Source organism: Amycolatopsis anabasis (assembly GCF_009765355.1).
Classification (GTDB): domain Bacteria; phylum Actinomycetota; class Actinomycetes; order Mycobacteriales; family Pseudonocardiaceae; genus Amycolatopsis; species Amycolatopsis anabasis.
Window position 1 is genome coordinate 94058 of sequence record NZ_VTHK01000004.1, and the last position, 19719, is coordinate 113776.

At 70.7% G+C, this 19719-nt stretch carries 21 protein-coding genes; 12 read left to right on the forward strand and 9 right to left on the reverse strand.

What is annotated here, in order from left to right:
* The first annotated feature begins 4 nt into the window (after nucleotides 1–4).
* From FXO23_RS06475 to serC, 3 genes are all read left to right on the forward strand, one after another.
* The gene (locus tag FXO23_RS06475; RefSeq protein WP_158881822.1) at nucleotides 5–604 is read left to right on the forward strand and encodes a TetR/AcrR family transcriptional regulator; all 600 of its coding nucleotides are present in this window, start codon (nucleotides 5–7) and stop codon (nucleotides 602–604) included.
* Between the two features lie 51 nt (nucleotides 605–655).
* Nucleotides 656–2008, forward strand: coding sequence for a serine hydrolase domain-containing protein (locus FXO23_RS06480; RefSeq protein ID WP_158881824.1), 1353 nt, complete (start codon nucleotides 656–658; stop codon nucleotides 2006–2008).
* A 267-nt stretch (nucleotides 2009–2275) separates the two neighbouring features.
* Complete coding sequence (gene serC / locus FXO23_RS06485; protein ID WP_158881826.1) at nucleotides 2276–3406, forward strand: phosphoserine transaminase; 1131 nt, start codon at nucleotides 2276–2278, stop codon at nucleotides 3404–3406.
* On the opposite strand, the gene FXO23_RS06490 is transcribed toward serC, so the two are convergent.
* From FXO23_RS06490 to FXO23_RS06515, 6 genes are all read right to left on the reverse strand, one after another.
* Nucleotides 3314–4507, reverse strand: a complete 1194-nt coding sequence (locus FXO23_RS06490) for a glycosyltransferase 87 family protein (RefSeq protein ID WP_246256989.1) — start codon at nucleotides 4505–4507, stop codon at nucleotides 3314–3316. The genes serC and FXO23_RS06490 overlap by 93 nt on opposite strands.
* A gap of 449 nt (nucleotides 4508–4956) precedes the next feature.
* Nucleotides 4957–6480, reverse strand: a complete 1524-nt coding sequence (locus FXO23_RS06495) for an amidohydrolase family protein (protein ID WP_158881828.1) — start codon at nucleotides 6478–6480, stop codon at nucleotides 4957–4959.
* Nucleotides 6481–6552: 72 nt separating this feature from the next.
* Nucleotides 6553–7686 (reverse strand): ABC transporter permease, encoded by a 1134-nt coding sequence (locus tag FXO23_RS06500; RefSeq protein WP_179956712.1) that lies wholly within the window; start codon nucleotides 7684–7686, stop codon nucleotides 6553–6555.
* Between the two features lie 158 nt (nucleotides 7687–7844).
* Nucleotides 7845–8522, reverse strand: coding sequence for an ABC transporter ATP-binding protein (locus FXO23_RS06505; RefSeq protein WP_158882425.1), 678 nt, complete (start codon nucleotides 8520–8522; stop codon nucleotides 7845–7847).
* 86 nt (nucleotides 8523–8608) lie between these two features.
* Entirely contained in the window at nucleotides 8609–9703 is a 1095-nt protein-coding gene (locus FXO23_RS06510; protein ID WP_158881830.1) for a peptidoglycan-binding protein, read from the reverse strand.
* The gene (locus FXO23_RS06515) at nucleotides 9700–10236 is read right to left on the reverse strand and encodes a hypothetical protein (RefSeq protein WP_158881832.1); all 537 of its coding nucleotides are present in this window, start codon (nucleotides 10234–10236) and stop codon (nucleotides 9700–9702) included. Before FXO23_RS06515 ends, FXO23_RS06510 begins: the two co-directional genes overlap by 4 nt.
* Nucleotides 10237–10406: 170 nt before the next feature.
* Here FXO23_RS06515 and FXO23_RS06520 point away from each other — a divergent pair, with 170 nt between their 5' ends.
* The 3 genes from FXO23_RS06520 (at nucleotide 10407) to sepH (ending at nucleotide 13281) form a co-directional block, all read left to right on the forward strand.
* Nucleotides 10407–11066 (forward strand): response regulator transcription factor, encoded by a 660-nt coding sequence (locus FXO23_RS06520; RefSeq protein ID WP_158881834.1) that lies wholly within the window; start codon nucleotides 10407–10409, stop codon nucleotides 11064–11066.
* A 5-nt stretch (nucleotides 11067–11071) separates the two neighbouring features.
* A complete protein-coding gene (locus FXO23_RS06525) occupies nucleotides 11072–12238 on the forward strand; it encodes a sensor histidine kinase (protein ID WP_158882427.1) in 1167 nt (388 codons plus the stop codon).
* 161 nt (nucleotides 12239–12399) lie between these two features.
* Nucleotides 12400–13281 carry a septation protein SepH gene (sepH, locus tag FXO23_RS06530; RefSeq protein ID WP_158881836.1) on the forward strand — a complete coding sequence of 294 codons (882 nt, stop codon included), beginning with the start codon at nucleotides 12400–12402 and terminating at the stop codon, nucleotides 13279–13281.
* Here sepH and FXO23_RS06535 read toward each other — a convergent pair.
* Nucleotides 13278–13640, reverse strand: coding sequence for an MmcQ/YjbR family DNA-binding protein (locus FXO23_RS06535; RefSeq protein WP_158881838.1), 363 nt, complete (start codon nucleotides 13638–13640; stop codon nucleotides 13278–13280). The two genes, sepH and FXO23_RS06535, sit on opposite strands and share 4 nt — an antisense overlap.
* 77 nt (nucleotides 13641–13717) lie before the next feature.
* Here FXO23_RS06535 and FXO23_RS06540 point away from each other — a divergent pair, with 77 nt between their 5' ends.
* From FXO23_RS06540 to FXO23_RS06565, 6 genes are read left to right on the forward strand one after another with little or no spacing between them, the layout of a single operon-like run.
* Nucleotides 13718–14092, forward strand: coding sequence for a hypothetical protein (locus FXO23_RS06540; RefSeq protein ID WP_158881840.1), 375 nt, complete (start codon nucleotides 13718–13720; stop codon nucleotides 14090–14092).
* The gene (locus tag FXO23_RS06545; RefSeq protein ID WP_246256991.1) at nucleotides 14089–15294 is read left to right on the forward strand and encodes a putative T7SS-secreted protein; all 1206 of its coding nucleotides are present in this window, start codon (nucleotides 14089–14091) and stop codon (nucleotides 15292–15294) included. The genes FXO23_RS06540 and FXO23_RS06545 overlap by 4 nt, the downstream gene beginning before the upstream one ends.
* 5 nt (nucleotides 15295–15299) lie before the next feature.
* Entirely contained in the window at nucleotides 15300–15932 is a 633-nt protein-coding gene (locus tag FXO23_RS06550; protein ID WP_158881842.1) for a hypothetical protein, read from the forward strand.
* A complete protein-coding gene (locus FXO23_RS06555) occupies nucleotides 15929–16939 on the forward strand; it encodes a hypothetical protein (RefSeq protein ID WP_158881844.1) in 1011 nt (336 codons plus the stop codon). The genes FXO23_RS06550 and FXO23_RS06555 overlap by 4 nt, the downstream gene beginning before the upstream one ends.
* Nucleotides 16936–17880 carry a hypothetical protein gene (locus FXO23_RS06560; protein WP_158881846.1) on the forward strand — a complete coding sequence of 315 codons (945 nt, stop codon included), beginning with the start codon at nucleotides 16936–16938 and terminating at the stop codon, nucleotides 17878–17880. The genes FXO23_RS06555 and FXO23_RS06560 overlap by 4 nt, the downstream gene beginning before the upstream one ends.
* Nucleotides 17877–18305: a YbaB/EbfC family DNA-binding protein gene (locus FXO23_RS06565; protein ID WP_246256993.1), complete on the forward strand. Its 429-nt coding sequence runs from the start codon at nucleotides 17877–17879 to the stop codon at nucleotides 18303–18305. The genes FXO23_RS06560 and FXO23_RS06565 overlap by 4 nt, the downstream gene beginning before the upstream one ends.
* On the opposite strand, the gene FXO23_RS06570 is transcribed toward FXO23_RS06565, so the two are convergent.
* Entirely contained in the window at nucleotides 18266–19036 is a 771-nt protein-coding gene (locus FXO23_RS06570) for a PIG-L family deacetylase (protein WP_158881848.1), read from the reverse strand. The two genes, FXO23_RS06565 and FXO23_RS06570, sit on opposite strands and share 40 nt — an antisense overlap.
* 45 nt (nucleotides 19037–19081) lie before the next feature.
* The gene (locus tag FXO23_RS06575; protein WP_158881850.1) at nucleotides 19082–19702 is read right to left on the reverse strand and encodes a DUF2537 domain-containing protein; all 621 of its coding nucleotides are present in this window, start codon (nucleotides 19700–19702) and stop codon (nucleotides 19082–19084) included.
* Nucleotides 19703–19719 lie beyond the last annotated feature (17 nt).

The window sequence follows — 19719 nt, forward strand, 5'->3', positions numbered from 1 at the left end:
GACCGTGCCCAAGGTTGTCGACCGAGCCGAGCGCCGCCGCGCCATCGCCGAGGCGCTGCTGCGGCTCGTGGCGCGCGACGGGATCGACGCGGTCAGCGTCCGCACGGTGGCCGCCGAGGCCGGGATCTCCGCGGGCGCCGTGCAGAAGTACTTCGCCACGCGCGAGGAACTGCTCGGCTTCGCGTTCGAACTCACCGGCGAGTACCTGCTGGAACGCTGGGCGACGGTGGCCACGACCGGTCCGCTGATCGACGTGCTCTGGCGGTACGTCCGCGCGGCGCTGCCGGTGGACGAGCAGAGCCGGGCCGAGTTCGTGGTGATCCTCGCGTTCACCGCGCAGGCGGCGACCCGGCCGGACTGGGCGGCGAAGCTGCGCGCGGACTACGACTGGGCGCACCGGATGACCGTCGAGTTCATCGAACACGCCCAGCGGACGGGCGAGATCCGCGACGACCTGCCCGCCGTCCAGCTCGCGGACCTGGTGCAGGGCCTCACCGACGGATTCTCCGACCGCATGCTGCACACCCGCCCCCGCTCCGCGGCGAACCGGCGGCTGCTGGCCTCCCTGGAACGCGGCCTGCGCGACCTGCTCGCGCCCCGGTAGCGGGCGAGCCTGTTGTCGTCACCGCCGGGCGCCGGGAGCAGAATGTTGACCATGCTGTCTACCACCGAGCTCGCCCTGCTCCGCCGGCTCGCCACCGAGCAGTCCACCCGCCGAGCGCCGTCGCTGGTCGGCGGCGTGGTCCGGGACGGCGCGCTGGTCTGGTCCGGCGCGCGCGGTTTCGTCGACGGGACGGCTCCCGACGACGACACCCAGTACCGGCTCGGCTCGATCACCAAATCGATGGTCGCCGCGCTGGTGCTGCGCCTGCGCGACGAGGGCAAGCTCGAACTGAACGATCCGCTCGAGCGGCACGTGCCGGGCACCGGGTTCGGCATGCTGACCATCGCGCAGCTGCTCGCGCACACCGGCGGGATCACGGCCGAATCGCCCGGTTCGTGGTGGGAGCGCAGCCCGGGCGGCGACTGGGCCGCGCTGGACGCGAGCCTCACCCCGGATTCGCTCAAGCTCCGGCCGGGGAGCCGGTTCCACTACTCGAACGTCGGCTACGGCGTGCTCGGCGAACTGGTGTCGCGGCTGCGCGGGATGACGTGGCTGGAGGCGCTGCGGGCCGAGGTGCTCGAACCGCTCGGGATGAACCGCACGAGCCCGCATCCGGAAGGGCGGCACGCGCGGGGCTGGGCGGTGCACCCGTTCGCCGACGTGCTGCTGCCGGAACCGGCCCCGGACGCCGGGGCGATGGCGCCCGCCGGGCAGCTGTGGTCCACGGTCAACGACCTCGCGCGGTGGACGTCGTTCGTGGGCGGGCACACCGGCGAGGTGCTGCACCCGGACACCGTCGCGGAGATGCGGGCGGTGGCCACCGTCGACGACGGGGACGTGTGGCAGGCCGGGTACGGGCTCGGCCTGCAGCTCATCCGGCACAACGGGCGGCGGCTGGCCGGGCACACCGGTTCGATGCCGGGGTTCCTCGCGTGCACGCTCGTCGACCAGGCGACCGGGACCGGCGCGCTGTGCCTGGCGAACACCACGAGCGGGGTGGCGATCCTGTCGCTGGCGATGGACCTGATCACGATCGCCGACGAGTACGAGCCCCAGCTGCCCGCCGAGTGGCGACCGTCCGAAGTGGACCCCGCATTGCTCGCGCTGACCGGGTTGTGGCACTGGGGGCCGACCGCGTTCCACCTGCGCGTGCTGCCGAACGGCTGGCTGAACCTGTCCCCGGCCGAGGGCGAGGGGCGGGCGTCCCGGTTCCGCCCGGCCGGGGGCGACGACTGGATCGGGCTGGACGGCTACTACGCGGGCGAGACGCTGCGCGTGGCCCGGTCCGCCGACGGCACGCCGCACCACCTGGACCTGGCGACCTTCATCTTCACCCGCACCCCGTACGACCCGGCCGCCCCGATCCCCGGCGGCGTCGACGAGACCGGCTGGCGCACCGAGTGACCCGGGGTCGTGAGTGGTATGGCCGGTTCTAACCGGCCTAAACCCTCACGACCCACCCCACTCGGTGACCGCTTGCCAACGCCCATCCGGCCTGCACGGGACGGCACTGTGGTGGAAGGTGCCGCCGAGGACCCGAAAGTGCACGCACTTTCGGGTGCGTGGCCGGGCCGGTTAGCACCGGACCGAACACTCACGACCGGGTGGCGGGGTGTCGGGTTGGTCACGACCGGCGTCACCTGGACCGACGGGCTTTGAGAGACTGCGCACATGACCGACGTCGCTGAGCTGACCATTCCCGCAGACCTCAAGCCCGCCGACGGCCGCTTCGGGTGCGGACCCTCCAAGGTCCGGGCCGAGCAGCTGGCCCACCTGGCGTCCGACGGCGCGAGCGTGCTCGGCACCTCCCACCGCCAGAAGCCGGTGAAGTCGCTGGTCGGGCGGGTCCGGGCGGGGCTGTCCGAGCTGTTCTCCCTGCCGGAGGGCTACGAGGTCGTGCTCGGCAACGGCGGCACGACGGCGTTCTGGGACGCGGCCGCCTTCGGTCTGGTGACCGAACGCGCGCAGCACTTCACCTACGGCGAGTTCTCCTCGAAGTTCGCCGCGGTGACCAAGGGCGCGCCCTTCCTGGCCGACCCGATCGTGGTCAAGGCCGAGCCGGGCAGCGCGCCGGAGATCGCCTACCAGGCGGGCGCCGACCTGGTCGGCTGGGCGCACAACGAGACCTCGACCGGGGTCGCGGTGCCGGTGCGCCGCCCGGCGGGCAGCGAGGGCGCGCTGGTCGCGATCGACGCCACCTCCGGCGCGGGTGGGCTCCCGGTCCAGGCCCAGGACTTCGACGTGTACTACTTCGCGCCGCAGAAGTCGTTCGCCTCGGACGGCGGGCTGTGGGTGGCGCTCATGTCGCCCGCCGCGATCGAGCGGGTCGGCGAGATCGGCGGTTCGGACCGCTGGGTGCCGGAGTTCCTGTCGCTGACCACCGCGCTGGACAACTCGCGCAAGGACCAGACCTACAACACCCCGGCGGTGGCGACGCTGTTCCTGCTGGCCGACCAGATCGAGTGGATGCTCTCGAACGGCGGCCTGGCCTGGACCACCGCGCGCACCAAGGACTCCTCGACCCGGCTCTACGAATGGGCCGAGAAGACCTCCTACACCACCCCGTTCGTCACCGATCCGGCGCTGCGCTCGCAGGTGGTCGGCACGGTCGACTTCGCCGACGAGGTGGACGCCGCGGCGGTGGCGAAGGTGTTGCGCGCCAACGGGATCGTGGACGTGGAGCCGTACCGCAAGCTGGGCCGGAACCAGCTACGCGTCGGCCTGTTCCCCGCGATCGACCCGGACGACGTCACCGCGCTCACCCGGTGCGTGGAGTTCGTCGTCGAGCGGCTTGGCCAGTAACCCGAGCATCCCGAGCAGCACCAGGCCGACCAGGACGTAACTCTCCCTGATCGGCCAGACGTCCCGGTAGTCCCACAGCGGGCTGCGCAGGAACACGAACGCGGACACGGCGGCGAGCCCGAGCAGCGGCACGGCCCGGGCTCGCCCGCCGCGCACCGCGAGCCAGCACACCACGCCGAGCACCGGACCGCCCCACACCCAGTGGTGCGTCCAGGACACCGGCGACACCAGCAGCCCGCCGAGCGCGCAGGCCAGCAGGGCGAGCACCGGCTGGCCCGCGTGGACCGCCCGCCGCATCACCCACACCGCCAACCCGAGCACCACGACCGCGGCGACCACCCACACCAGGGACTGGGACCCGATCCCCAGCCGCGCGATCAGCCCGCGCAGCGACTGGTTGCCGATGTACCCCGGATCCCCGATCCGCTCCCCGGCGAACATCAGCCGGGTCCAGTACTCCCCCGAGGCCCGCGGCGCGATCAGCCACGCGATCGCCGCGCATCCGGCGAACACCGCCACCGACCGCGCCGCGGCCCGGAAGTCCTTGCGCAGCAGGAAGAAGAGCACGAACACCGCGGGGGTCAGCTTGACCGCCGCCGCCAGCCCGATCAGCACCCCGCGCGGCCACCGGCGCATCGGGGCCAGCGCGTCCACCGCGACCAGCACCATCAGCAGCAGGTTGACCTGCCCGAACCCGAGCGTCGCGCGCACCGGCTCGCTCATCAGCGCGCCGACCTGCACCCCGAGCACGACCGCGCCCGCGACCGCCACCCGCCGCTCGTACCACCCGACACACAGCGCGATCACCGCCGCCAGCGCGATCACCGAGATGACCGTCAGCGCCACCAGCGCCACGTCGAGCTGGACGACGAGCAGCGGCGCGAACGCGATCGCCGCGAACGGCGGGTAGGTGAACGGCAGCCAGGTCCCGTTCCGCGTGGCCGGAAGCGGGCCGTAGGGATCGCCGTGTTCGAAGAACGCCTGCGCCCCGAGCCGGTAGACATCGAGATCGAGCCCGTCGAGCCGCTTCCACACCAGCACCACGGCGACGATCACGATCTCCACCGCGACCAGTACCGCGAGCACCCTCCTACTCACCACCCACCCATCCAACACGGATAGTCCCCCAATGCGGCATTGGGGACGTTCAAGGTTCCCAATGTGGCTTTCTCAGTGTGCGGCTTCGCGCCGTGCTCGCCGGGTGCCCGGGTGAGAACTCGCCTACCGAAACGGGGAACTCGGTAGACCGAAACGGGGAACTCGCACGTCCGAATCGGGGGGACTCGCGACACCGGTCGGCTTCCCGGCGCCCACCGCGATCGGGAACCCCGCCGGGTACCGCACACCCCGCGTCCGGCAGCCCGCATTTGCCCTGCGAGGTCCCACACTGACAAGTCGCGTGCCTGAGTGTGCAACTCGCGTGCCCGAACGTGTAACTCGCGTGCCTGAGTGTGCAACTCGCGACGGCGGGACCGCACCACCAACTCACTGAGAAAACCTCAATGCGGCTTTCGGGGCGTTGAGTGTCCCGAAAGCCACATTGGGGGACTTCAAGCGCCGTTGCAGCAGGTGGGGAGGGTGGTGAGGTGGGTGAGGGCGGAAGGAGCCGGGGGTTTGTTCGCGGCGGCTTCGACGTCGGCGAGCATCCGCAGCCGTTGCTCGGCGGTGATCAGGCGGCCCTTGGTGACGACGGCGTGGATCTTCTGGGTGTTGCGGATGTCGGCGAGCGGGTTCGCGTCCAGGAGGACCAGATCGGCGACCTTGCCCGCGGTCACCGTGCCCATGGTGCGCTCGAACCCGAGGTAGCGCGCCGCGTCGCGGGTCATCGTCTGGATGGCTTGCAACGGGGACAGGCCCGCCTCGACCAGCAGTTCGAGTTCGTCGTGGCTGGAGAAGCCCGGGAAGACGTACGGGTTCAGGCAGTCGGTCCCGCCGATCACCCCGATCCCGGCGTGGTGCAGCGCGCCGAGCATCCGCAGCCGGGCGGCGAGGAATTCGCGTTGCTGGGCGATCTGCTCGGGGGTCACCGGCGCCACGCCTTTGACGCCCTCCCGCCAGAAGTCGTGGATCCACGCGGGCATGTACCGCAGCCGCGGGTCGTGCGCGTAGGTGTCCGCCGGGGACGACATCACCCGGTTGACGGCCAGGGTCGGCGACTGCCAGCTGGAGTTGCGGTTCTGGCGGGCGACGAACGCTTCGACCTTGGCCGGGCTGAACGAGAACGTCGCCTGCCGGTCGAGTTCGCGCGAAAGGTTGAAGAACGCCCGGGGGTTGGCCGGGTCGTACGGGGTGCCGGCCAGGATCCGGCGGAACTCCGCCTCGCGGGCGGACAGCGAGATCGGCACGTCGAAGAAGTGCTCGAAGCTGCGCTGGCCGAGGTCGCTCGCCTCGGCGGTGGAGAGGCGGTACGCGACGTGGCCCGCGAACGGCATCCCCTGCCGCCGGGTCTCGTCGGCGATCGCGCGCACCTCGTTCGCGCCGAGGTAGGAGTAGACCTTGACGAAGTCGGCCTTGGCGGCTTTGGCGGCCCGCACGGCTTCGCGGGCTTCGGCCTCGGTGCCGACCTTGACCACCGGCGGCCCCAGCAGCGTGATCGGTCCGTCGATGATCGAACTGGCCATGACGATCCGCGGGCCGAGCAACTCGCCGCGGTCGATCCGCTCCCGCACCGCCTGCACCTCGGGGTAGCCCCACATCTCCCGGACGCCGGTGACCCCGTTGACCAGGTACAACGGGACGAAGATGTCCTCGTACACCGTCCCGTGCGTGTGCATGTCCCACAGCCCGGGGATGACGTACTTGCCGCGCGCGTCGACGATCCGCGCGCCCTCGGGCACCCGGGCCGCGTGGTGCGCGCCCGCCCACACGATCCGGTCGCCGATCAGCACCACGGTCGCGTCCCGCAGTGGCCGCGCGCCGGTGCCGTCGATCAGCGTGGCGTGCGTGATCACCGTGACGTCCGGCTCGGCGGCGTGGGCGAACGCGCCGGGAAGCACGCCCGCGGCGGCCAGTCCGGCACCGCTGATCGAGAGCCACCGCAGGAAGTCGCGGCGGCTGGTTCTCTGTTCCGACATTCTTTGTCCCTCCAGACCCCAGTTGCCCTGAAGGTCACTTTAGGGCGATTCGGTGACTTTCAGGGCCGCCGTTCAGGCGAGTGCCTGGGTGGGTGGGAGGCGTGCGGCGCGCATCGCGGGGTAGGCGCCCGCGACCGCACCGACCAGGGCCGCGACGCCGACCCCGCCGAACAGCGCGCCGATCGGCAGGATCGCGGGCCAGCCCTGGCTGAGCGCGTACCCCGCGGTCACCGCCGTGCCGATGAGCACGCCGAACAGCCCGCCGAGCCCGGCCAGCAGCACGGATTCGGCGAGGAACTGCCCGCGCACCTGGCGGCGGGTCGCCCCGAGCGCCCGGCGCAGGCCGATCTCGCGGCGGCGCTCGAGCACGGAGATCACCATCGTGTTCGCCACCCCGACCCCGCCGACGAGCAGCGCGACGCCGCCGAGGCCGAGGAACAGCGCGGAGAAGGAGTCGTCGGTGATCCGCTGCGCCTCCAGCGCGTCCGAGGGCCGGGACACGTCGACCTCGTTCGGCGCCTGCGGGTTCAGCGTGTGCGCGAGCACCCCGCGCACACTGTCCACTTCGGACTCCTCGGCCCGGACGTACACCGTGGCCGGATGCCCGCCGAAGCCGAGGTACGCCTTCGCCGCTTCCCAGCCGACCAGCACCGAACGTTCGATCTCCGGCGCCAGCGGCATCGGATCGAGCAACCCGAGGACGGTGAACCAGCGGTCGCCGATCCACACCTGCGGCGGTTTCGCCGGGTCGAGGTGGTCGATCCCGAGGCGGCTCGCGGCGACCGAGCCGAGCACCACGGCCGGGAAGTTCTGCTTGGCCGCGTCCAGGAACTGCCCCGCGTGCAAGCGCCCGCCGAGCACGTCCAGCAGGTCCGGGGTCGCCGCGAACACGCCCAGCCCGGACGTGTCGTCCTCCGGGATCTTGTCGGTGCGCCGCACGTGCGCCCCGGTGTGCCCGATCCCGGTGCTCGCGGTGACCGGCCCGATCCGCCGGGCCATCGGCACCGCGCTCGGCGGCAGTTCGGCGTCCCCGCCCAGCAGGGTCTTGCCCGGTTCGGCGCGGAGCAGGTTCGTGCCGAGCGCGGCGAGTTCGTCGTGCAGGGCCTGGGCGCTGGACGCGGGGATGGCCAGCACGGCGACCATCGCGGCGATGCCGATGGCGATGCCGAGCGCGGACAGCACCGCGCGCAACGGCCGGGTCCGCATCCCGTGCGCGCCGAGCGCGAACACGTCCCGCGGCCCGAGGCGGGCCGGTTTGGGAATCGGCGGGCACGTCACGCGGTGCTGATCGGCCTCGCTCCGCTCGGCGTGCAAGGCGCTCGCTACTTCCGCCGCGTTCTCGGCTGGCGGTTGGTACGGTCTGCTCACGCCGCGACCCCCGTGTCCTGCCGGAGCCTGCCGTCGAGCATCTCGATCCGGCGCGGCGCGGAGGCCGCGATGTCCCGGTCGTGGGTGATGATCACGACCGTGGTGCCGTCCGCGCTCAGTTCGCCGAGCAGGCCCAGCACCGAGGCGCCGTTCTCGGTGTCCAGGTTCCCGGTCGGCTCGTCGGCGAGCAGGATCGACGGCCGGTTCACCACCGCCCGCGCGATGGCCACCCGCTGGCGCTCCCCGCCGGACAGCTCCCCGGGCAGGTGCCCGGCCCGGTGGCCGAGGCCGACCCGCTCCAGCGCGGCGAACGCCAGGGTCCGGCGCCGCCGGCGCGGCACGCCCGCGTAGAGCAGCCCGGTCTCCACGTTGCCCGCCGCGCTCACCCCGGCGTCCAGGTAGAACTGCTGGAAGACGAACCCGATCCAGCGCGACCGCAGCGCGGACAGCGCCCGGTCGGACAGCTTCGCCACGTCGTGCCCGCGCAGTTCGATCCGGCCCCCGGTCGGCCGGTCGAGCGTGCCCATCAGCTGCAGCAGCGTCGACTTGCCGGAACCCGAGGGCCCGACGATCGCGAGCATCTCACCGTCCGCAATGGACAGTGAGACCTCGCGCAACGCGTGCACGCCACCGGGATAGGACCGGCTCGCCTGGTGCACGGCGACCACCGGGATCTGTGTTGAATCGGCCTCGCTTCGCTCCGCGTGCGGTTCGCTCGGCGGGCAATTAGCGTTGTGCGAGCGTTGTGCTGCCGCCTCACTCAAGACGTCGTCACCACCCGCATGCCTTCGCGCAGCCCGTCGCCGCTGACCTCGACCTGGCCGTTCGCGAACAACCCGGTCTTGACCGGCAGCAGCCGGCGCTGCCCGCCGTCGGCCACCTCGACCGCGTAGCCGCCCTCGGCCAGCGCCAGCAGCGCGCCGACCGGCACGGCGAGCACACCTTCCCGCTCGCCCTTGGGAAACTTGACGTCCACCGGCGCCGAATCGAGCGAACCGGCGGTCCGCGGATCGTCCAGGGTGATGGTCACCTTGACCTTCGGCTTCTCCTCGCCGCCGCCACCTTTGGCGTCGTCCCCGCCGGACTGGGCGTCCGTGCCCACCGAGCTGATCGTGCCGGTACCCGAGTTCCCGCCGGTGACCTCGAGGTCGACCTTCGCGCCCTGCTGGGCCAGATCCCGTTTGGTCGCTTCGAGTTCGACGGTCACCGCCTTGGCCGTACCGGTCGCCTTCAGCACGTCCCCGGTGGCCTGCGCGCCGAGCCGGGCGGTGGTCTCGGAGATCCGGATCGGTCCCGGCTCGACCACGACATCGCCCTGGGCGAGCGTGCCGGTTTCCGGCAGCTTCAAGGCTTTCTGCCACTTCTTCAGCGCGGTCGCGGTGGCCGCGGTGAACTTCTCGTCCGGTTTGCCGAACCCGGTGAACCCGAGCGCCTTCAGGTTCTCCTCGAGCACCTTGACGTCCGGCCCGTCCGGCGCGCCCTCGGCCAGGTCCCGGAAGAACGGCAGCTTCCCGTAGAACAGCGGCACCGGCCTGGCGTCCACGCCGAACACGGTACCGCCGCGTTCGATGGTCGCGCCCTGCTCCGGCAGCCAGGTCACGGTGCCCGGTTTGCGCCCGCCGACCGCGTGTTCCACGCCGTAGCCGAGGGTGCCCGAGGCGGTTTCGGCATCGGTGAGATCGGTCCTGGTCACCGGCGCGGTCTCGACCTTCGGCGGGGGCGGTGCGCCGCTGGCCGAACCGGGCGAGGTCCGGGTCAGCACGACCACGGTCGTGACGCCGAGCAGGACGATCGTGACCGCGGCGGCCACGAACCACTTGGTGCGGCGGCCGCGGCGGCCGTGTGTTTCGCTCATTTGCGCGAAGCCGACACGCCCATGCCGCATTCCTTCATCGCGGCGTCCATCTTGGACTTGTCGGCGCCCTCCGGGATCTTGATGGTCCGGCCCGCGCCGTTCGGATCGGGATCGGGCATGTCGACCCCGTGGTCCCGCATGCACTTCGCCCGCGCGCGGGCCTCGTCGAGTTCCTTGCCCTCGAGCTTCCTCGGCTCGCCGCCGTTCGGCAGCAGCGTCTTGCAGGCGTTGTGCGCCTCGTCCATCTTGGCCTTGTCCACGTCGGCGCCGAGCGCCTTCATCCGGACGCCCCCGTTCTCGCCGGGTTCGGGGTCCGGCATGTCGACCCCGTGCTCGCGCATGCACTTGGCGAACGCGCGCATCTTGTCCTCGTCGGTCCCGCCGCCGTCGGTCTTCGCCTCGTTCGCCTGGCCGTCCGGTTTCGCCCCGGACGACACCGAGGCGACCTTGTTGCCGCCGTCGTCGCCCCCGCAGCCCGCGGTGAGCAGGGCGAGGGCCCCGGCGGCCGCCGCGATCCCGATTCGCACCTTCATCGTTCCTCCCTGACTGTGTGGTCCGGGCGGATCCGGCCCCCGACGAACCAGACCCGCCTTGCCGCGGAGTTCTACGGAACCGCTGGTCTGGGGCCGTTAAGCGAACTCGCTTATCTCCCGCTTACGTGGGCGTGGCCGACACTGGGACGGACATCATCGGGAGGCGGGCTGTGCGAGTGCTGGTCGTCGAGGACGAACGACTGCTGGCCGACACGTGCGCGGACGGGTTGCGGCGGCTGTCCATGGCGGTCGACGTCTGCTACGACGGCGGCGAGGCGCTGGAACGGGTCGGGGTGCACGACTACGACGTGGTCGTGCTGGACCGCGACCTGCCGGTGGTGCACGGCGACGAGGTGTGCGGCGCGATCCTGCGCGCCGGGGGCGAAGCCCGGGTGCTGATGCTCACCGCGGCCGCCGAGGTCGGCGACCGGGTCGCCGGGCTGGGGCTGGGCGCCGACGACTACCTGACCAAACCGTTCGCGTTCGCCGAACTGGTCGCCCGTGTGCAGGCGCTCGCGCGGCGGGTCCGGCCCGCGCTGCCGCCGGTGCTCCGGCGGGCCGGGGTGGTGCTCGACCTGCCCCGGCACCAGGCCTCCCGGGAGGGCCGGTTCCTCCCGCTGTCGCCGAAGGAGTTCGCCGTGCTGGAGGTGCTCATGCGGGCCGAGGGCGCGGTGGTCAGCGCCGAGGACCTGCTGGAGAAGGCGTGGGACGAGCACGCCGACCCGTTCACCAACGCGGTCCGGGTGGCGGTGATGACCCTGCGCCGCAAACTCGGCGAGCCGCAGCTCATCGAGACCGTGCCCGGCGCGGGTTACCGGTTCGCGTCGTGACCAGGATGCGGCCGTCGGTGCGGGTCAAGCTGACGGCGCTGTACGGCGGGCTGTTCCTGCTCGCCGGGATCGCCCTGGTGGTGGTCAACTACCTGCTGGTCAGCGGTTCGCTGCCCGCGCCGGGCCGGTTCGCCGCGGCCGCCGTGGCGCGGCAGGGGGTGGTCACGCAGCAGAACGTGCCGTTCTGGCGGCCGGCCGGCCCGCCGGGCAACCCCGCGCAGACCATGCAGCTGGTCTCCACCTCGCTCGACGACTACCGCGAGTCCACGCTGTCCACGCTGCTCATGCAGTCGGCGATCGCGCTGGTCATCGCCGCCGCGCTGGCCGTGCTGCTCGGCTGGGTGGCGGCGGGCCGGACGCTGCGGCCGCTGCACGCCATCACCTCGACCGCGCGCAAGCTGGAAGCCGAGAACATGCACCGGCGGATCAAACTGGACGGGCCGGACGACGAGCTGAAGGAACTCGCGGACACCTTCGACGGGATGCTCGACCGGCTCGCCGAATCGTTCGACAGCCAGAAGCGGTTCGTCGCCAACGCCTCGCACGAACTGCGCACGCCGCTGGCCGTGCAGCGCACGCTGATCGAGGTGGCCATGGCCGATCCGGACGTCCGGCCCGAGGTGCGCAAACTGGGCGAGCAGCTGTTGCACACCAACGAGCGCAGCGAGCGGATGATCGAGGGGCTGCTGGTGCTCGCCCGCAGCGACCGCGGGCTGACCAGCAGGGTTCCGGTGCGGCTGGACGAAGTCGTGGCGTCCGTGCTGCGCGCGTCGGCCGATCTGGCCGCCGAACACGAGATCACTTTCGAGACCGAGCTGCAGCCGCGAACCGTCGCCGGGGATCCGGTGCTGCTCGAGCGGCTGGTCACCAACCTCGTGCAGAACGCGATCCACTACAACGAACCGGGCGGGCGGGTGTACGTGCGCGTCGGCCCGAATCCGGCGCTGGTGGTGCGCAACACCGGGCCGCGGGTGCGGTCCGACGCGGTGCCCGCGCTGTTCGAACCCTTCCGGCGGCTGGAACGCGACCGCACCTCGAACGGCGCGAAGGGCGCCGGGCTGGGGCTGTCCATCGTCCGCTCGGTCGCGCAGGCGCACGACGGTGCGGTGTACGCTCAGCCCGGCGAATCCGGGGGCCTGGTGATCGGCGTGTGGCTCCCGGTCACCCAGTAGTGCCCGACGTGCGGGTTCCCGGCGCGTCCCGCACGGATCGCGCCCGAACTTCCACCAAGATCAAGATTGGATGGGACGGAACTCGGCGCGCCTCACACGTCAAGGCGACGCGCCGTTCTACTGTGAACACCCACAATGGTGAAGTCTCAGGGGAGGCGGGCATGCGAGCGCTGCGGGTAGTCGGGCTGCACGAGGACGGAAAGTCCATCGTGTGCGAAGACCCGGCGCGCCGTGAGCGGTTTCTGCTGCCGGCCGATGAGAGACTACGCGCGGCCGCTCGCGGCGATATCACCCGGCTCGGCCAGATCGAAATCGAGTTGGAGAGCCACATGCGTCCACGCGAGATCCAGGCCCGGATCCGGGCCGGCGAGTCCGTCGAGCAGGTTGCGAACAGCGCGGGGGTGCCGGTCCAGCGGGTGGAGCGCTTCGCGTACCCGGTGCTGCTGGAGCGTTCCCGCACCGCCGAACTGGCCCAGGCCGCGCATCCGGTGCGCGAGGACGGGCCGGACGTCCGCACGCTCGGCGAGGTGGTCGCGTACGCGTTCGGCGTGCGCGGGCAGGACTACACGCAGGCGACCTGGGATTCCTGGCGCGGCGAGGACGGCAAATGGGTCGTCGGGCTGCTCTGGAAGGCCGGGCGGTCGGACAACCGGGCGCACTGGTCGTTCTCCCCGGGTGCGCACGGCGGCACGGTGACCGCGCTGGACGAGCACGCCGAGGAACTGCTCGACCCGAACTCGCACCGCGCCCCGCGCACCCTGCGCGCGGTGGCCGAACGCGCGGAGGCCGACCCGAACCAGCCAACGCTGGACTCCGCGGTCACCGAGGACGGCGGCCGGGTCATCGAGGCCCCGATCCCGCCGGAGCCGAGCGAGGACGACACCACCGAGATCCCCCGGGTGCCCGCGGAAACCCCGGCCGAACCGGAACCCGCCGCCCAGGCGACGCCCAAACCCGCGCCCCCCGCCAAGGGCAAGAAGAACCACCCGATCGTCCCCTCCTGGGAGGACGTGCTCCTCGGCGTCCGCTCCCAGCGCGGCTAGCCGTCCAGCTCGGCGACCAGGCGTTTCGGCGCGATCAGCCGGTAGGCGTCGGTCACCAGCTCGCCGATCTCGGTCCAGTCGAGCGGGGACACGTCCAGCCAGACGCCGAGCCACCCGCGGTGGCCGACGTACGGCGGCCGGAAGTACTTCTCGGGCGCCTCGGCGACCAGCGCCTCCTGCGTGCCCGGCGCGGCCGCGCACCAGAAGGCCAGCCGGTCGTCGTGGTGGTGGTCGGCGAAGGTGACGAAGACCTTCTTGTCCCGCACGAACCAGGCCGGCTCGCCGTGGCTCAGGCGCTCGGTCGTCTCGGGCAGGGCGAGGCACAGCCGCCGCAGGTTCGCCAGGGGATCATCGTCCATCCGGACATTGTGCCGGGATTTCCCACCACCGAGCGTCGTCGCGCCGATACCCTGTCACGCGGGGAAAGGGGGCGATCATGGACGGTTACCAGCTGCAGATCGACGAGCTGGGCAAACTGATCACCGATCTGGAAACGGCCGCCGACCGGATGACCGACGCGAACAAGCGCCTCGGCGGCAGCCGGTTCTTCGGCGAACTGGGCAACGACCGGCTGGGCGAAGCGGGCGGCGAGTTCGAGGACGCCTGGGAATACGGCATCGAACAACTCGGCGACTCGGCCGAGGACGTCACCGAACGCCTGAAGCAGGCCAAGGGCAAGTACCAAGAACTGGAAGCCGAGTACGGCGACCTGTTCCAGGGCGAACGGTTCGCCAACACGGGCGAACCGGATGGCAAGGTCGGCGGCGGTGTGACCGGCGGCATTCAGGACATCCTTGGGGGCAGCCGGTGACCGCGCTGGAGCTCGACCACGACTTCCGCGCGCTGGGCTTCGACCCCGCGCCCGGCGAACTGGGCAAGGTCCAGGAGATGGCCGACAAGTACCGCACGGTCGGCCGGGACCTCGCCGAAGCGAAGCAGGCCATCGGGGACATCGTCCAGAAGAAGGGCGTGTGGCAGGGCGAGGCCAGCGAAGCCTTCGCCCGGCGCGTCGGCGACCTGCCCGACTACCTGGATCACGCCACGAACTCGATGACGCAGGCCGCGGCCGCACTGGACAAATGGCAGGCCGATCTCGACCAGATGCAGCGCTTCGCCCGCGAGCTCGAAACCAAGGCCCGCGAAGCCGCCGAAGCGGCACGGCAGGCGCAGCAGAATCCGGATTTCGCCCTGGCGAACCAGACCTTCACCGACCAGCGGTCGCTGAACCTGGCCCAGAACCTGCTCACCCACGCGAGCGAACGGCTGCAACAAGCCATCGACGCCTGCACCGCCCTCCAGGAAGCCGCGAAACGCCTGCACGAACAGCACACGCACCTCGCGGAAGAGGTCGCCGGTCTCCTCGACAAAGCCCGCGAACTCGCCCCGGAAGAACCCGGCGCCCTCGAGGAGATGGTCAACGCGGTCACCGACATGGTGATCGGTGTCGCCAACGAACTCGCCGACATCACCGAAGCCGTCTGGGACTTCGTCCAGGACAACGCGAACGCCATCGCCAAGATGTCCGACGTCCTGGGCGATATCGGCAACTTCTTCGGAGTTCTCGGCGACGCCCTGCCCGACCCCGCGGGAACGGTGTGCGGCGCGGTCTCCACGGTCTGCGGCCTCGGCGCGCTGACCGGTCACCTGGCGGCGAAGACGGCCGGCGCCGACGTGGCCACGGAAACCCTCGTCTACGACGGGATCGGCGCGGTCGCAGGCGTGGTGGGCATGATCCCGGGCATGCCCGAGGAAGGCATGAAGGTCATCGGGTTCACGATCTTCGCCAGCCAGGTCGAACTGGAACAAGCCGGAAACGTATACAAGGTCCCCTTCGAAGGGCCGATCGGTGACCTCAAGAACTACTGGCGACCCAACGGCGCCTGGCTGGGTGCCGTGGTGAACCCGGCCGCCGGTGGGGCGATCGCGTTCTGGAACGCCTTCGAACAAGGCCACCAGGAAGACGTTGAGCCTGAACGCCAGGAGAAACGCGCTCGAGACAAGGCATGGACGTAGCCGCTATGACCACGGTTGACCCACCCCGAATTCTCCTCGATGTCCCACCAGGATTCACCGGCCTGCCGCTTTCCGCAGATGGCCAGGACAACGCCCGACGGGTCGCCGATTTCGCCGAGAAAGCCGCACGCGAAACCGGACAGAAACCCGGACCGGTCGGTGAATTCCTCGCCGGAATGGTCAACGGCATGCTCGCGAACAACGTACGACTGTTCGGCAAGTTCGCGGTCGGTGACGAGGAACCGGTCCTCGCGACCCTGTCTATGGCGATCGCCCCGCTCTCCGGGGACCTCGCGGTGCTCGACGGGCGACGCGACGCCCTGGTCGAGTCGCTCCTGCGGCTCTACCGGGAACAGCACCCGCGGTCTGATGTGAAGATCGTGCGACTGCCCATCGGGCCCGCGGTCGCGGCCGTGGTGGCGGGTGAATATCGCCTGCCCGGCGAGGTCACCGGTCAGCTGAGCGAGTCCGTCCGGCCGGTGTTCCGCACCGAATTCCAGATTCCGACTCCGGATGGAACGCAGGTGATCCTGTTGAGCGTCAGCGCGGATTCCGGCGACGGCTGGCCACTGATCGCGGAACGATCGGTCACCATCGCGCGAAGCGTCCGCGTCGAGCAGGGTGCCCGAGCAACATGAGCATCCAGCATCTGGCGGCCTCCATGAACGAGGGCGAGCCGATCGGGTGGGGCCCGGTGGTGGTCGGCGGCCTCATCGTGCTGCTTCTTCCGGCGATCTTCGCACTCGGCATGCGACGCGGTTCGGCGCCTTGGCTGATGAGCCCGCAGAAGACTCGTGCCATGGTCGAATTGCGCCCCTATTTCAATGGACAAACCTACGTCCATGTTCCGGAGGCAGGGCGCGGGTATTCCGGTTTCGAGACCCGCCAGGTGGCTGCCGAACACGGCTATTACGAAATCCCACCGCAGGCGCCGGGAATTCTCTCGTTCCAGAACGGCCGCACCATGGCGGTGCGGCCCGGTTCCTTCACCCCCTTGCCGCCACCATCCCCGCCCATTCCGCCCGAATCGTGGTTCGATCACCCCGCCACCGCGGAGGTGCCGAGCCGCGAACGCTGGCTGCGCAACCGGATCAGCGGCGATGACCAGACCTGGATCAGCGTCCGGCAGGCGAAACTGCCGCGCCGGCACATCGAGAACTTCGCTGCACAGCACGGAATGCGAGTCGCCTGGTCGTTCAGCGACGAAACGGATCAGATCCTCTGGCTCAGCAGAGAACCGATCCGGCTGATCCTTCCGCTGCCCAGCCCGCTGGGGCTGCGCGCCTTCCGGCCGTTCTTCACCGCCTGCCTGTCCGCGGTGATCCTCTTCGTCGCGGGCTTTGTCGCCGCGTTCTTCTACTTTCGCGCGGGCTACACGCCATGGGCGTTGGCGTGCCTGGCCGCGGGGGTCGTATTCTCCGCCGTGGCCCTGAGCTTTCCCCGCTTGCTCCCCCGCTCCGCGAGGGCCGCGCTCCTAGCTCGCGAGTTCAACGGTACCCAGGGTGTGGGCATCCTGTTGCCGACATACGGGATTTCCGCGGGGATCACCGAACAGATGGCCGGAACCTTCGGCTACGTCTACGGGCTCGGCAACGCGGCGCGATCCGGACGCAAATATCTGGGATTCACCAAGAGGCTCGGATGATCGCGGTCCTGGTCATCTTCGGCATCGCCGCCACCTCCGTCTCCCTCGCCGTGGTTCTGGGCCTGCGGAGCGTTCGAGAAAGGCAGGCGGACCAACACAATTCCGGGGTCGCTATCGGATTGCGCTATGGCAACTTCAACGGGCAGCCCTTCGTTTACGCCAACCCCTTGCTCTGGCCGCTGCCACCGCACGACATCCAGCGCATGGCGGTCGAGCAGGGCTATGCCGAAGTTCAGTCGCCGTATCCCGGCCTGCTCCTCTTCCAGTGCGTCCAACCCGCCATCGGGCTGCGGCAACAGCCCCGAGCGGTCTACTTTCCGCGGCAGCTTTTCGACATCCCGGACAACACGCTCGATGCCAAACGCGAACAATGGCTGCTGAACCGGATAAACAGCGGGGACCAGATCTGGGTCAGCCTCCGGGAAGCAAGGCTTTCCCGGCGCACCATCGAAGCGATTGTCACCAGGCATGATCGCCGGATCAGCTGGATGCTGGGCGATGAAACCGATCAGATGCTGCTCGTCGGCAAGGGCACCGCACCGAGCCACGGACTGACGACGCCGCGAACCGGGCTTCGACAGATCCGCCCCACAGTCTGGCAATGGATCGCGATGGGGGTGTTCGGTCTCGCAAGCCTGGGGGCCGCCATCACTTATCAAATTCTGCAACACGGCCTGGAAGCAGCCTTCTGCTACGGGTGCGCCACCCTGTTTCCAGTGCTTTTCGCCAGCTCGATCCGCCTGTATCCCAGGTCCCGGCGGTTCGAATTGCTGACCCAGGAATTCAACGGACCACAATTCGTCAAGGTCAGGTTCTTCACCTATGGGATATCCCGGAGCTTGATGATTCAGGCCGCCGACGCGTACGGCTACGCGACCAGGGACGAACTCGTCGAACAGGGCCAGACCACTGGCCTCACTTTTGTCAGGAAAGCAAGTTGAGCGCAGAGGAGGCGATCGTGCCGGCGCCGAGCAATCCGGAGCTGATCGAGCAGATGCGTGCGCAGTTGCGGCAGATTCAGGAGCGGCGGGCGCGGAACGAACTGTTGCTGGCCAAGCTCGGGCAGGCCGGGGCGAGCACGATCTCGCCGGACGGGACCGTCACCGTGCTCACCGGGCCGGGCGGCGCGGTCACCGAGGTGCGCCTGGCCGACCAGGCCATGCGCCTCGACGCGGCCACCCTCGGCCGGACCATCACCGCGACGATCCGCAACGCGGCCGCCGCGGCGGCACCCCAAACCCAGAACCAACCCGTGGCACCTGTCCCGACGGTCCCCACACCGCCACCCGCACCGCGGCCCGTTCGAACCAAACGCCCCGACGATCCCTACGACGAGGAACCGATCGCCACCGTCTTCGACGCCTGACCGGTGAGGTCCCGGCGCAGGAACCATTCGGTGCCCAGCAGGCGTGTTCGCGTTTCCTCGGGCAGCGCGAGGAAACGGGCGGGGCCGGCGCCGCGTTCGGTTTCGGATTCGTGTTGCCGGAACGCCTCCCACTTGCGGTCCAGCCACGGCCGCACATCGAGCCGCGCGTCCACCCAGTCGTCGGGGACCCCCGCCACGCCCGGCCCCTCCGGCGGCACCTCGGCGCCGAACAGTTCCCGCCAGGTCTGCTCGACCGTCGAGCGGGGGAAGGTGACCTGGTACAGCACCTTCGGCCGCCACACCGGTCCCGCTTCCGGGTAGAGCTGCGGATACCCGGCGGCCTCGACCGCGGCCAGGGTCACCCGGTGCGCGCGGATGTGGTCGATGTGCCCGTAGGTGCCGAACCCGTCGTAGGTGACCACGTTGTCCGGCCGGAACTCGCGCAGGTGCCCCACCAGACGGCCGACCGCCTCGTCGAACGGCGCGGTGCAGAAGGCGCCCTCGGCGGCGGGCCGGGAATCCCGGTAACCGAGCAATCGCGGCGGCCCCGCGCCGAGGATCTCCAGCGAGCGGCGCAGTTCGCCGACCCGCCGGTGCCCCTCCTGGTAGGTGCACGTGACGACACCGGCGCGCACCCCCTGGTCGTGGCAGCGGGCCAGCAGCCCGCCGGTGAACAGCGCCTCGTCATCCGGATGCGCGTGCACGCACAGCACACTCGATTCGATCACCATGATCGGCAGACGCGGGACCGCCCGATCCGGTTGTGCGGCAACGGCCTACAGCGCGACCAGGAGGACGCCGATCCAGGACAGCGCCATCCCGGCGGCGGCGCCGAGGGCGAGCCAGCGGACGATCGGCAACCGCCGCGCCAGCCACAGGGACGGCGTCAGGCCCGCGGTCACCACGACCGCCGCCACGATCGCGAGCAGGCCGCTCGTCTCCGCGGCCAGCGTGTTCGCCAGCGCGAGCATCGCGATGACCACGACCACCGCGACGAACCCGGCGACGACCAGCCCGGTGGCCCACGGCGTCGGCTCGTCCTGGTCCGCCGCGCCGAACAGCCGCCGGACCGCGGACCGGGTGGTCCGCGGCGGCGGGGGCACGACCACCGCGGTGTCGGTGACCGGGTCCCGGTACTGCACCGGCACCCCCATCACCGCGGCGACCCGGCCGGCCAGCTGGCGCCCGCGCTGCGACACCACCAATGCCGCCTCGCTCGGCGGTCCGTCGTCCTCTTCCTCGGGCGAGCGCCGCACCGCCGCGGCCACCCGTGCCCATTCGTGCAGCGCGTCGGCCAGGTCCGTGCCGAGGGCGATGTTGTGCGGATCGATCTCGCGCGCTCGTTCCCCGTCGTCGCCCGCGAGCACGGCGCGCTCACCACGGACCCGCAATTCCACCCGTGCACCTTCCCGTC

Excerpts from the sequence above, each read along its gene's own strand:
- FXO23_RS06495 (WP_158881828.1), bottom strand. The coding sequence starts at position 6,480 with ATGTCGGAACAGAGAACCAGCCGCCGCGACTTCCTGCGGTGGCTCTCG.
- FXO23_RS06525 (WP_158882427.1), top strand. The coding sequence starts at position 11,072 with ATGCGGCCGTCGGTGCGGGTCAAGCTGACGGCGCTGTACGGCGGGCTG.
- FXO23_RS06500 (WP_179956712.1), bottom strand. The coding sequence starts at position 7,686 with ATGCGGACCCGGCCGTTGCGCGCGGTGCTGTCCGCGCTCGGCATCGCC.
- FXO23_RS06570 (WP_158881848.1), bottom strand. The coding sequence starts at position 19,036 with ATGGTGATCGAATCGAGTGTGCTGTGCGTGCACGCGCATCCGGATGAC.
- FXO23_RS06510 (WP_158881830.1), bottom strand. The coding sequence starts at position 9,703 with ATGAGCGAAACACACGGCCGCCGCGGCCGCCGCACCAAGTGGTTCGTG.
- FXO23_RS06555 (WP_158881844.1), top strand. The coding sequence starts at position 15,929 with ATGAGCATCCAGCATCTGGCGGCCTCCATGAACGAGGGCGAGCCGATC.
- FXO23_RS06480 (WP_158881824.1), top strand. The coding sequence starts at position 656 with ATGCTGTCTACCACCGAGCTCGCCCTGCTCCGCCGGCTCGCCACCGAG.
- FXO23_RS06560 (WP_158881846.1), top strand. The coding sequence starts at position 16,936 with ATGATCGCGGTCCTGGTCATCTTCGGCATCGCCGCCACCTCCGTCTCC.
- FXO23_RS06535 (WP_158881838.1), bottom strand. The coding sequence starts at position 13,640 with ATGGACGATGATCCCCTGGCGAACCTGCGGCGGCTGTGCCTCGCCCTG.
- FXO23_RS06515 (WP_158881832.1), bottom strand. The coding sequence starts at position 10,236 with ATGAAGGTGCGAATCGGGATCGCGGCGGCCGCCGGGGCCCTCGCCCTG.
- FXO23_RS06540 (WP_158881840.1), top strand. The coding sequence starts at position 13,718 with ATGGACGGTTACCAGCTGCAGATCGACGAGCTGGGCAAACTGATCACC.
- serC (WP_158881826.1), top strand. The coding sequence starts at position 2,276 with ATGACCGACGTCGCTGAGCTGACCATTCCCGCAGACCTCAAGCCCGCC.
- FXO23_RS06550 (WP_158881842.1), top strand. The coding sequence starts at position 15,300 with ATGACCACGGTTGACCCACCCCGAATTCTCCTCGATGTCCCACCAGGA.
- sepH (WP_158881836.1), top strand. The coding sequence starts at position 12,400 with ATGCGAGCGCTGCGGGTAGTCGGGCTGCACGAGGACGGAAAGTCCATC.